Raw genomic sequence first — 12,856 nt, 5'->3', positions numbered from 1 at the left:
ACACTGTTCTGCCGAATTACCACTCTCTCCATTCTTCCGTAATGTCTTCATCCTCCTGGATGTCTAATCCAGCCAGTCTAGCCGCCTTGTCTATAAAATCAGCCAATTCTTCACGTTCCATCGTCTCGATAAAGTAACCATTGGCCTCATTCATTTCATTAAACTTAAGCACAACTTCTTCTATAGCCTTCATCATGCGCTCAGAATCTTGCGTTTCTTGTAATGCTATTAATTGGTGCAAATATGTATCTAGGGCTTGATCAGACATGAGTAATCTCTCTTCTGTGAAAAGCTCATCTCCGCCTTCAATCATTCTCTCATTCCATAGTTTCGTTGGTTTTCCAAGAAACAAGTTTTGTAACGTCATTGGAATCACTCCCCTGTAACCAAAATTATGAACAAGCGTTCTCGCTTACTCACTTTCATTCGCTCCATAGCCTTGTCACGTTCTCTAATTCCATCTCGTCAAATTGTAGTCGATAAATGTCCGGTTTCTTGGTTTGATTCATAAAATCCAATCCGTAACTCGAATCAAAGTAATTCATCATCAACGTCATTACATGTCCGTGTGTGCCGATCGCCACTTTTTTACCCTTGTATTCTTCTAAAATCTGTTTCAACACGCCCACTGCTCTATTCTGGCAAACCGTGTTCGACTCGCCTCCTGGCAATGCATAATCCGGGTCATCGAACATCTTCTTCGAAGCAGGCTCAAACTCTTCATCCGCAATCATATCATCTGAAAAATGCCTTTCCCGCAGATCCTCCATGATCTGAATATCTAATTCTAACGCTGCTGCCACACCCTCTAAGGTCAGAATAGCCCTGGCATAAGGACTTGAGACAATGGAATGTATTCCTTCATTCGTTAATATTTCCGTTATTCGTTCTGCATTCATCTTGCCCTCCAGAGTAAGCCCCCTCGTTCTTTCCGTTCCTTCCGTATACGATGACTCCGCATGCCTTACCATATAAACGATGGTCTTCATAGGACCCTCCTTGAATTTCTTTTATCAATTTTATGGTCACGCTTTAGGTCCTTCAACATATTTTGTCTTTTCGTTCCAAAGATCAATTACATGGTGCCACCATATTTTAGATTCTGAATTAATTCAGGATTGATAATTTGCTAGACATTTTAATTTACAATAATTTTCAGATATGTGTATAGTAGAAATGAAGCAAGATGCTTTCAAAAGAAGTTAAATCTAACGGAGAGGATGAGATCATGTCTTTTTTCAAAAGGAAGGTTGTACTAATCTCTTTATTCGTACTGGCTATCTCTGCTGCTGCAATCGCTTACGCAAATGGTCAATCGAAACCGAACGTGCCCGTTCATAAAGTCGTCAACCTTTCAGCCAACTCTTTAATATTTCATGAAATAGATAAGCTGGATGCGTTTGCTGAACTCATCGTTATTGGTTATGTAACAGAAGATTTCAGAGATCGAGAGCATGTTATTACTGCATTTGATGATGGGACCATGCAATCCTTTCACACCAATACAAATATTAAGATTGAAAAGATATTGAAGAAACCCGAAGATTTCCCTTCAGATCAGAACGAATTGAAGATCATTGAACCCGTTAGCCTGGAAGGAGACGTCAAATATACAGTTGATGACTATGTAGAACTACAGAAGGGTGATAAAAGTGTGCTTTTCTTGATGAAAAACACCTTTGGTGATTATGGATTAATCAACTATAACCTAGGCAAATTCAGCCTTGAAGGGATAACTCAATATAGTTTACCTCAATCCTCCACTGCACAAGCGTTATCAGAATACGAAACTTTCCGTGACTCCGTTATGGTGAAGTACCATTTGAATTAAAGTTTTCATCAAACAACCGTGAACTTTGCAGACATAACTGCCCCCTTCAATCTATTGCACTTCTTTATCAAGACTTACGTCAAATGATGAAGTTATCGATTTTTGTCTAAAATCATTGGGTATCACTTTAATCTCCACGTTTAGATGTATAGCTTCAGGAAGATTCATTTCAGTTATATTCTCATGACCAATGAAGTAATAATGCTTTTCGTCCAGTTCTATCAAACCTCCACCTGTTGAGCCAGAAGTTGAAATCAAATGTCCATCATGATAAAGCTCACAAACAATATTATATTCCTCCAAACTGAACCCTTTCACTTCATATCCAACCTTGATTTGATTTTCCGTGTAATCAGCATTTCGTAAACTGATCGCACCACCATCCACCATTTGAGTCTGAATAGCAATATTTGCTTCGGGCATCTCCGGTTTCTTTAATAGATAGCCTACTTTTAGGTACCATATAGCTCCTAATACAACTACAGCAAGTACAATCATAGCAATAATAAACTTCTTTTCTTTTTTATCCATAATCCTTACTCCTTACATCGGAACACTCTTAAAATTCTTTTCAAACCTGTGTTTCAAATAATACATTACCCCTGTGCGATCAACATCTGGGAACTTCCTTGGATCATCCACCCCATTATCCTATAAATATATTGTTAATTCTGTCCCTATCATAATCTAAAATCCAATCGTTATATTCTGTATAGATATCCGTTAGTGCTTCTTTTGATGCTGAAATAACATCGCAACCTCTATCATCATAAATATGAAATATCGTTTTCTTACTTATATTAATGAAATACACCCTATGATAAATCTTTGGCTTAATTCCAACATCATGATTACATATAGCTTTGATTAACTGATTATATTTCAAGTTCTCAACTCTACATTTAGTCCAGTACCTATACATGTTGCTCCTTGGGTCTAGGATGTCATCCGGTTCACAATCCTGACCTGGAAATATATCAAGGCTTAAGGCTCTAATCGGCCCTTTCTTCTTGATATATTTTCTGTACAGGTTCATTTTCTTCACTTTGTGTTTAGGCTTATCTGCAAAATATGCTTGAGTTATTAATAGGACTTCATCTTCTTGATCATGAAGAGCTTTAAATAGTTCAAGTGATCGATGATAAACTTGTTCCATATAATGCTCCATATTCATTCCAAACATCAGAGGATTGCCAAGTTCGAATCGTATTGCAACATCCCAATTATAAAAAAGAGGCGCTTCTAAGGTCAGGTTTGGAAAATGCTCTGCCAGGTACGTCTTCAGGTCCATTCTGTGGCCTCCAAATTCACTTTAAAGATGAGCACCAGCTTAAAGAAGGTATCCGTCTCTTCAAAGGTTTGCGGTATTATATTCAGATCTTTTAATATTAATTGGGTTAATCAACCCCCCAACGCCTTTTCAGAAAAATTAACCCCAGAACATTCCGTTATGACCTTCGTCCACGATCTTGAGCTGTGTTTCAAAATCTTCGTTCGGATCGATATCATCGATGTAATGCCACTTTCCTTTACTGTCCTGCCAATACACTTTCCATACCTTCTCATCCATTCTGAATTGTGCTACCGGCAATTGTACCCATTTATCGCTTTGAAAGGCTTGTCTTTCTTCAATCAATGTCACATGGTTACCTCTGATTTTATAACTAATCTTCATCTGACTTTTCACATGCTCGGGTACAGCATTCTCGGTGTAATGGTCCATAATCTTTTGAATCCGCTTCTTCGTAAAATCATCCATGCTCTCGAACTCCCCTGCCTTGATCTGTTTTGCTTAGATTATATCATGTTGATTTCTCCGATTTAAATGATGCTTTACTTGTAAAAGGTAAACCGGAGCGCGGCTTGTGCAATAGCAAGCCACGTGAGGGTGAGGTGCTGCGCCCAATGGGGTTGCACCGCGTCAATGATCGCGGTGCCCACCTTGGTAGCATCACGAGCACAAAGCCGCGATGCACGAAAAAAAGCATCACGACCGTATAGTCGTGATGCTTCATCCTGCTACATGGCACCAATTAGCCATGTAGCTTATCTCAGGCCGCTGCACCTACATAGCAGCGGCTTCTTCTCCCAGCGGCAGCGTGTAATACTGCGCCTGCTGCCCTTCGTGCTGCTGGTACACAACGACCAGCAGCGTCCGGCCTTTCGCGGCAAGCGGGCTGGCGCCAGCTAGCACACGCTCAAGCCGGAACGGAAGCACATCCAATACGGTGTGCTTCTGCAGTTCCTTTTCGCCGAGACCAAGGTCGGCGAAAGCACGGGCACCCATGACCGTCTGTGCGGTCATGGCCGAGGTCATCGGCAACGCACGCGAAGCGTTGCCGTCCACCATGTCCGCCGCTCCATCCGCGGCGGACCCTGTTGCGTCGCCCGAAGTGAGCGACGCTGCATCCCCGACTTCGCTGCCGATCACACCCGCCGCATCTGCGGCAGAGTCTTCTCCGGCAGCAGCCGAACTTCCCGCAGCGACACTCGCACCCGTGCCGCTGCTTTCCAACCAAGCCGTGCCTGCGGCGCCGGCAACACGTGGCAGTCGAACGTCTTCTGGACGTTCAGCCAACGTTTTCATATAACCCGCCCACTGGTCTTTCTGAAGCGGATCTTCCCACCAGATTTTGCGTGGTTTGTATTTGTGACCGAGGAAATAGTCCAGCTTCATCAGGCCAAGCACGATATCCATATGCGGCGTATTCCGCGACTCCAGGAAGCTGTGCAGACGAGTGAACAAATCCTCCAGTTGGTGACCAATCTTCTGCCAACCCTGACCTTCCCAGTAATCCCCGAACGCCTGGAAGAAATCAAACGGCGAGTTGAACTCCTGCTCCATCAGATACTTCAGCGTATGGTCCATCCGGTGTGCGTTCCAGTATTTCTCCAACACATCCTCCAGCCGCTTCAGGCGTACGATGTCACTGAACGGCAACACGTCACTGCCCAGAATCTCATACGGCGCGTGATCCATGTATGTGTAGTTATACTTCTCCGCATCCAGACGCAGACCTGTACCACGTAGCATTTTGAGGAATCCGAGTTGAAGCTCTTCCGGCCCCAGTGCAAACACATCGTTAAACGTTTTGCGGAACGTATTGTAATCTTCCTCCGGCAGTCCGGCGATGAGATCCAAATGCTGGTCGATTTTCCCGCTGGCTTTTACCTTGTTCACGGTCCGGCTCAGCTTGGTAAAGTTCTGGCGACGTTTCACCAGTTCATTGGTCGGATCATTCGTGGACTGAACCCCGATCTCGAACCGGAATGTGCCCGGCGGCGCATTCTCTGCAAGATAGTCCAGTACTTCGGGACGCATAATATCCGCCGTAATTTCAAACTGGAACACCGTCCCCTGATGATTCTCGATCAGGAATTTGAACATTTCGAGCGCATAATCCCGCTTGATGTTGAACGTCCGGTCCACAAACTTAATCAGCTTTGCGCCCTTCTCAATCAGGTACAGAATGTCCGACTTCGTCCGCTCAATATCGTAATAGCGCACGCCGACCTCTATACTGGACAGACAGAACTGACAACTGAACGGACAGCCCCGACTGGTCTCAAAATAAACAACCCGTTTCCCAAGCTCCGGGATATCCTCATCAAAACGGTGCGGTGATGGCAGATCGTTCAGATCCGCTTTCGGGCGTCCTGGCATGAGAATGACCTCTTCCCCTTTGCGATATGCCAGTCCATAGACAAAGTGGAACTTCTTGCTTCCTTCCAGCTCCATCAAAAGCTGATGCAGCGTCTCTTCCCCTTCACCCATCACGATGAAATCCACATTGGGAATCCGGTTCATCCAATATTCCGTGTCGTAGGACACTTCCGGCCCGCCCAGCAGAATTTTCACGTTCGGCATAACCTTTTTCAGGTTATCAATGACCTTGATCGTCTCTTCAATGTTCCAGATGTAACAAGAGAAACCAATCACGTCCGCGCCGCGCTGGTACAGATCAGACACAATATTCATCACCGGGTCCTTGATCGTATACTCCGCCAGGTCAATATCAAAATCCTTCTCACTGTACGCCTTCAGACATCGCAAGGCCAAAGAGGTATGGATGTACTTTGCATTTAATGTAGAAAGAATAACCTTCATGGTTCACAACCTTTGCCTGGACACCCAGACCATATTTTTTTGATAAAAGGAAAGCTGCACAGCCATCCTGCCCCGGATGCTGTTCATCTAAACCTCTTTTGAACTAGCCATTCCATGTCTCAAGGACATATCCAACTTTTGTCTTTCAAAGAGTGGACACTCTTTTCAAAAAGACATATACACCCCGCCAAACCCAAACCACAACATACAGTATGAAACACACATGATAATACTACATGATGTATACGATAAGGTTAGCCATTTCTAACGCCAATGTCCACCCTTTGAAAGACAATTCGCCACCATTTGTCCACTCTACAGAGACAAGACAACCAACTTCAACCTGTAAAAGACCTCATTCGCATTCCATCCACAATTCGATATCCACATTTTACTGCCTTGAGCCTTTAGGCTTTAGCCTCGAACCTCCTGCCGAACGCTTCCCCCGTATCATGGACGAACCATCGACTTGTATGAAGCATATCCATCAACTTTTTGATCAATTAAGCTTTACGTGTCATGAACTTCAAGACTTGAAATGGCGAATGCAAAAAAATTCTCACTCCATAACGCCAGCTAAACTCGCTCATAATTGATCATACTCACTCATACTCGTAAAACGCATCATCATCTGTATCCACTTCTTCGCCCGATTGCTTCTGGAAAAACTCCAGGAACGGCAGTCCGTACTTGCGGTACTTGACCTCACCGACCCCTTTGATATCCAGCATGTCACGTTCTGTCTGTGGACATACCACACTCATCTCACGAAGGGTCGCATCATTGAAGATAATGTACGATGGCACATGCTCTTTCGCCGCCAGATCTCGCCGGATCAGACGAAGCTGTTCAAATACGGTCTCGTTGACCGCAGATGGCATGGCATCGCGACCACGACGTCCGCCGTAGTTCGTACCCGAAGCCGTTGCCGCTGTCTTGCGGACAACACGCTGCATCACTTCACGCTGGCCTTTGAGCACTTCCACCGCAAGTGGTTGCAGACGAACGACCGGATACTGTCCCTCGGACAGCATCAGATATCCTTCGGATACCATCACGTTGATGATCTCCGAAATCTCACGTTCTGTCCGATTACCCATCACGCCGTAGGTTGGCAGAGAGTTGAATCCATAATCAAGCACCTTTTTGGCACGGGAGCCTTTGAGCACCGAAGCGACCAGCGATACACCATACCGTTCACGCATCCGGTGAATGCAGCTGAATATTTTCTGTGCATCAATCGTCATGTCTACCAACTCGCGGTCGTCCGTACAGGAACTGCAAGTACCGCAAGGTGTATCGTCATGCACCTCACCGAAATAATCCAGCTGCGCACTGCGCAGACAACGCGTTGTGTAACAGTAATCCACCATCTGTTGCAGCTTCCGGTAATCATTTTGTTTGCGGTCGCCGTCCATCGGATTCTGCTCAATCAGGAACTTTTGGGTGATAATGTCTTGTGCCCCGAATAACAGAATACACTGGCTTGGCTCTCCATCCCGGCCTGCACGTCCGGCTTCCTGCACGTATGCCTCCATATTTTTCGGCATGCTGTTATGAATAACGTAACGCACGTTCGACTTATCAATCCCCATCCCAAACGCATTGGTCGCCACCATCACTCGGATATCATCGTACAAAAAAGCTTCTTGGCTCTGGGACCGTTCATCGTCCGTCATGCCAGCATGGTAGCGTCCTGCGGGTAATCCCGCCTGCAACAAACGCTGATGCAGATCGTCCACGTCCTTACGAGTCGCGGCGTACACAATGCCCGGCTCGCTAGCATGCTCGCGCGCATAATTCAGGACAAAGTCCTTCTTGCTCTCGCCGCGCAGCACGCTAAACGCCAGATTATCCCGCCCAAGTCCGGTCACATATGTCTGCGGGTCCTGCAAACGCAGCAACCGCAGAATATCGCCCATGACCTCGGGCGTCGCTGTCGCCGTAAAGGCCGCAACTACCGGCCGCTCCGGCAAACTGTCCACAAACGGCGCTACCGCCAGGTAGCTTGTCCGAAAATCATGCCCCCACTGCGATACACAGTGGGCCTCATCCACGGCAACGCAAGAGATCGGCAAATAGCCCATCTCCTCGCGGAACCAATCCAGCTCCAGTCGCTCAGGCGCGACATAAAGCAACTTCAGCTCACCGCGCTGCGCCGCGCGGATGCGATCATTCACTTCTTTGCCGCTAAGTGTACTATTAATATACGCGGCAGCAATTCCGGCGGTCGTCAACGCATCGACCTGGTCCTTCATCAATGAGATCAACGGGGAGACAACAAGCGTCAGACCCGAATATAACAGAGCGGGGATCTGATAACAGATCGACTTACCGCCCCCAGTTGGCATAATACCCAACGTATCTTCACGTTCCAGCAGACTGGCTACGATCTTTTTCTGTCCCTCACGGAAGTCGGGGTAGCCATAATATTTTTGCAGGAGACCCTGCGCTTCTTCTAATGTAGGTGTTTGCACACTCATGTAAAGACTCCTTACTTATCACCGGTGTTTTTCCACCAGCTTGGTCCGATCCGATTCTGACATCCGAAAGCGGCTCATATCCCGCATCCTTGACAACAAAATGGCGTTCTCATGACTTGTCCGTCAAGCAAACGCCGCTCCCTTTAGTTTAACGGCCCAGCCCCGAATGAGCAACCGCGTTTTACTGTAAAACGTTTGAAGCTTCTTCATTAAAATAAAAACAACCGTCCTGCCCTAGTTGGACAAAACGATTGTTGTAAACTTTTATTCACAACCGACACACTCATATCACGTTAGTGTACCCGTACCCATTCATCTGTTGAAGCTACTATACCTCACAACTTTACAACTTCACTTTAATCTTTCAACGCCTCAACTTCAGACACAGTTATACCACTTGTTTTGGCAATAACTGAAACTTCAATCCCAAATGAGAGCATGTTTTTTGCAATCTCAATTGCCTTTCTTTTTTCCCCTTCTACTAATCCCTTTTCTATCCCCTTAGCTATGCCTTTTTCCGTTGCCCATTCAATCATGGAAGCTTCGTCATGCAAATACTTCTGCCGCTCTTCATACAAACGACGTGCTTCACGATCCTGACTCAAGAACTCCAGCGTATCCATTACTATCTTAACCCCAGATTCATTCATGTTGTATCACCGCCTTTTGCATTCATGCGATAATACAATCCTTTCCTCTGCATCAGTTGTTCATGCGTCCCATCCTCGGCAATTCGGCCATGTTCCATCACAAGGATGCGAGAGCACTGACGAGCTACCTCCATTCGATGTGTGACAAGCAACCCTATGCTGCCTTTCATAAAATTCAGCAAGTGATTCATCACGTTCTGTTCTGTCTGAATATCCAGGGATGACGTTGGTTCGTCCAGAATATACAGATCAGATGACCTCGTAAAGAGCCTAGCAAGCGACAGTCGCTGTTGCTGGCCTCCAGATAGATTGGCCCCTTTCTCATGCAACATTGCTGCGTATTGTCCTTCCTGTGCCTCAATATATTCATGCAAACCTGCCTGCTCTGCCGCAAACTTCACTCTGTCCAATGTAACGTCTGAACTCAGACGAATATTGTCTTCAATCGTTCCTGTGAAAAAAGTTGGTCTCTGTGGCATATACGTCAGTCTGGATTGGTTATCCATCTCTACATACTCTGCAACATGTTTATCACCCAGTAATACGCTTCCGTTTATTGGCTCGATCAACCCTGCACACACTTGGCACAGTGTAGATTTGCCAGCACCGCTGGCGCCAACTACCGCAACCAGTTCACCAGGAACCAGATTAAGCGTAATTTGATCCAAAATCGTCCGACCACTGTTTTCATCTATTACCGTAACCTGTTGAAGACGTAGCATAGCAATTTCGTTCTCTTTATGTGCCCCTTTTTGTGTACTCCCTTGATCTTGGGTACAAATTCCCTGTGCAAGCTCCTCGTGCTTAGTATTGGATGTGTCTGCCTTCTTGTTCTCCGCCAATTTCAACCATGCAGAGATACGTCCAAATGCACCCACGCTGGCTTGCATCTGACTCCACTGGCTGGACAAGCCGAGTACTGGCCACACCACCAGTTCAAACAGCAGACTACTTGCAACAACCATGCCCGGAGACAAAGTTCCCCTAGCCGCTGACAAAGCAATAAGGAACAAAGCTGCCAATTGAGCCAGACCAAACACCGCCATCGCCACATTATCCGACATGCTCAGGGTCATCTGTAACTTAGCCTGAACACGATTCAGTGATTGCTGTTGTGTCCGAAAACGAGCGAGAAACCACGGTGAAGCATTATAAATCTGAATCACCGGTATCCCTTCAACATACTGTTGAATCTGTTCTTGGGACTCGCCTTCCCTGGATTCGACCTCATCGGACAGATGTAGAATTCGCTGATCATACAACCTCGCCGTGAACCAGATTGCCCCTGCACTTACCAAGGCAATAACCGCAACCCATGCATCTGCTCTGTACAAGTATCCCAGCGATAGAGCAATGATGAATACAACCGTAACACCCTCTGCAATAGCCTCCACAACTTCTGCACCATGCTTCGTGTCTTCCTTGATACGAAGCATCACATCCCCGGACTTCTGTCTGCGCACCCAGGAATAGGGCATCCGGTTTAACAGTTTCAACAGATCCATGGACATATCCCGTTGCATCGATTCCTTGAGCCATACCAGCACATAACGATGCATCGCGAGTAAAACGATAAACCCTGACAGAATGGCGATGAAGATCAACGCTGTAGCGTTTAACTGCTCCTGTCCCCCATCATGAATAGCATCCACGAAGAATCCCTGTACAAAGGCAAGTCCCCAATCAAATACCGCATCTGCTGCGATAAAAATGAGCAAGATCGCTACAGCTAATCCATAAGGCTTCATCCAGCGAAAAATAACGGGCCATACCGTTGCCAATGATACAGCTTGTTTTGGGTCATCTGGAACATCACTTTCGTTCATCTGATGATGAGCTTCTATTTCAGACTTTTCATTTATCTCATATGCTCCACTTTTCTCATGACTGCTTTTCATTTCAACGTCATCGGCATATGCTGCATCTTCGATCTTGTTACTCATGCTGTTCCTCCACTCCCGTATCCTGCTCCGCAATATAACTTCGATATCCGTTTGGACGATCCAGCAATTCACGATGAGTTCCCGTATCTTCGACGCGTCCCTTCTGAATATAGATGACCTGATCTGCCCGTTCTATCAGCGATAATCGATGAGTAACAGCAATAACCGTTGTGCCTTTGTCAGCAGTGATTCTTGCAAAAAGATCATTCAACCGTTGCTCATGCCACGGGTCTTGAGATGACGTCGGTTCATCCAACAATAGAATATCCGGATTCCTCAGCATCGCTCTGGCTAAACTAATACGCTGAAGCTCACCACCCGACATCGTCCCGCCTTGTGGCTGAAGCTCTGTCCCATAGCCGAGCGATTGACGCATAATCGCGTCATGTGCATGTGTCATGTGGGCCGCGACCTCTACTTGATCGGCAGATACCCCCTCTTGTCCAAAAACAATATTCTCTTCCACTGTTCCTGTGAAAATAAAGGCTTGTTGCGGAACATACACCTGATTGACATGCCCTGTCTGAACTTCGTGCATATCCTTCAGTGAATTCTTCTGATTCATGACCTGGATCGAACCAGTAACAGGTCTATCTAATCCAGCTATCAATTTCAATAACGTGGTTTTCCCGCATCCACTTGGCCCCGTGATTACAGTAAGCTTTCCTTTCTTGGCCTCAAAAGAAATATCCGTTAACACTTCTTCTTGCTCCGCATACCTATAAGACACATGCTGCACGTTGATGCCAGCCGGTTTAGATTGTTTTTCAAGCTGGCCTAAATGCGTATCGGACCGTACATATGTATTTGTACCGGTATTAGCAACCGTGTTCTTTCTCTCCAAATCCAGCACTTCAAAGATTCTGGACGCATGAGAAGCCGAACCAATAAAATCATTCCACAACCCAGATAACGATTCAATCGGACGTGTTAACTGACTGCTTGCTACCAGAAAAGCTGCCAGTCCTCCTACATCCATATGTCCATTCAGGACCTGCATGCCGCCTAGATAGAGAATCAGAATCATGCCACCATACGTGGAGACCCGTCCGGCTGCTTCCGAAAGTCGTTGTAACACAGATACGGACATTGTATGTCTGAACACTTGATCCATTCGACCTTTAAATTGATGGTGTACATAACCCGCGAGTCCGTAACTTCGAATCTCAACTGGGGCTTGGATGATTTCAGTCAGTATCTCATCTCTTAACGCTGCGCTGGCATTCAACTGATCATGCCGTCTTTGTAGACGTTTACCAAGTCCTACCGTTACAAGAGGATAGATCAATGTGAATGCAATGATAGCCAACGACAGCGGCAAGTTCACCCAGCTGAAGTAAGCAAAGGCAAGAATCAGCTGAATGATATTTTTCGCGAGTTCAATGCCATGTTGGTTGATCCCCTTCTGTGCTTCCTTAGCTGAAGTCCAGATCCTAGAGGTTAGGTCACCTGTATGATAATGTGCCAGATCGCGTGTCTCTGTGTTGCTAAAGGATGAGAGCAGTAGAGACTGCACAGACAATAATGTCTTTTGCTGGAATAACGTCTCGACCCTCGTCATGAATGCGGTTACAATCAATCGTAATACTACAATGCTAACGCCTATGATCAAACCTGAGTAGAGTAACGAAAACTGTGCTTCAGTCGCGCCTTTGACCAGTCTTCGGATCGATTCCAAATAACCGACCTCAATCAGGGAGACCATACATGCGGCGAAAAGTAACAGAATGATGAACATACGGTACTTGCCCGTTAGTGTCCATAATCGAGTTAACATGCCTAACGTTGTATAATTTTTTTTGTCAGCAAACATGGATGCTTTCTCCAATCTTGTCATTAAA

Annotated in this window: 11 protein-coding genes; 1 reads left to right on the top strand and 10 read right to left on the bottom strand. The window is 45.9% G+C overall.

Translation table 11 applies throughout. The annotated features are described in order from the left end of the window. Positions 1–16: 16 nt before the first annotated feature. Positions 17–367 carry a hypothetical protein gene (locus NSQ20_RS07915; RefSeq protein ID WP_340032219.1) on the bottom strand — a complete coding sequence of 117 codons (351 nt, stop codon included), beginning with the start codon at positions 365–367 and terminating at the stop codon, positions 17–19. Between the two features lie 55 nt (positions 368–422). Beyond that, the gene (locus NSQ20_RS07910) at positions 423–989 is read right to left on the bottom strand and encodes a histidine phosphatase family protein (RefSeq protein ID WP_340032218.1); all 567 of its coding nucleotides are present in this window, start codon (positions 987–989) and stop codon (positions 423–425) included. 239 nt (positions 990–1,228) lie between these two features. On the opposite strand from NSQ20_RS07910, the gene NSQ20_RS07905 reads away from it, so the two are divergent. Further along, positions 1,229–1,831, top strand: a complete 603-nt coding sequence (locus tag NSQ20_RS07905) for a hypothetical protein (protein ID WP_340019699.1) — start codon at positions 1,229–1,231, stop codon at positions 1,829–1,831. Positions 1,832–1,882: 51 nt separating this feature from the next. Here the strand turns inward: NSQ20_RS07905 and NSQ20_RS07900 are convergent, their stop codons facing one another. The 8 genes from NSQ20_RS07900 to NSQ20_RS07865 all read right to left on the bottom strand — a co-directional run bounded on the left by NSQ20_RS07900 (position 1,883) and on the right by NSQ20_RS07865 (position 12,828). Beyond that, positions 1,883–2,362, bottom strand: a complete 480-nt coding sequence (locus tag NSQ20_RS07900; RefSeq protein ID WP_340019698.1) for a hypothetical protein — start codon at positions 2,360–2,362, stop codon at positions 1,883–1,885. 115 nt (positions 2,363–2,477) lie between these two features. Further along, positions 2,478–3,122 (bottom strand): DUF3885 domain-containing protein, encoded by a 645-nt coding sequence (locus tag NSQ20_RS07895; protein ID WP_076327217.1) that lies wholly within the window; start codon positions 3,120–3,122, stop codon positions 2,478–2,480. 138 nt (positions 3,123–3,260) lie between these two features. Next, complete coding sequence (locus tag NSQ20_RS07890; protein ID WP_051447171.1) at positions 3,261–3,590, bottom strand: DUF3024 domain-containing protein; 330 nt, start codon at positions 3,588–3,590, stop codon at positions 3,261–3,263. Positions 3,591–3,896: 306 nt separating this feature from the next. Beyond that, a complete protein-coding gene (locus NSQ20_RS07885) occupies positions 3,897–5,939 on the bottom strand; it encodes a B12-binding domain-containing radical SAM protein (RefSeq protein ID WP_036610630.1) in 2,043 nt (680 codons plus the stop codon). A gap of 602 nt (positions 5,940–6,541) precedes the next feature. Beyond that, a complete protein-coding gene (recQ, locus tag NSQ20_RS07880; protein ID WP_036610632.1) occupies positions 6,542–8,422 on the bottom strand; it encodes a DNA helicase RecQ in 1,881 nt (626 codons plus the stop codon). A gap of 356 nt (positions 8,423–8,778) precedes the next feature. Beyond that, positions 8,779–9,072, bottom strand: coding sequence for a hypothetical protein (locus NSQ20_RS07875; RefSeq protein WP_036610634.1), 294 nt, complete (start codon positions 9,070–9,072; stop codon positions 8,779–8,781). Then, the gene (locus NSQ20_RS07870) at positions 9,069–11,015 is read right to left on the bottom strand and encodes an ABC transporter ATP-binding protein (protein ID WP_036610636.1); all 1,947 of its coding nucleotides are present in this window, start codon (positions 11,013–11,015) and stop codon (positions 9,069–9,071) included. The genes NSQ20_RS07875 and NSQ20_RS07870 overlap by 4 nt, the downstream gene beginning before the upstream one ends. Then, on the bottom strand, positions 11,008–12,828 hold the full coding sequence (locus NSQ20_RS07865) for an ABC transporter ATP-binding protein (RefSeq protein ID WP_340032217.1): 1,821 nt from the start codon (positions 12,826–12,828) through the stop codon (positions 11,008–11,010). The genes NSQ20_RS07870 and NSQ20_RS07865 overlap by 8 nt, the downstream gene beginning before the upstream one ends. Positions 12,829–12,856: the final 28 nt, after the last annotated feature.

Source organism: Paenibacillus sp. FSL K6-1122 (assembly GCF_037977015.1).
GTDB lineage: Bacteria > Bacillota > Bacilli > Paenibacillales > Paenibacillaceae > Paenibacillus > Paenibacillus amylolyticus.
Note: the sequence above shows the minus strand (reverse complement) of the source record. Positions and strands in the feature narration are given on the sequence as shown.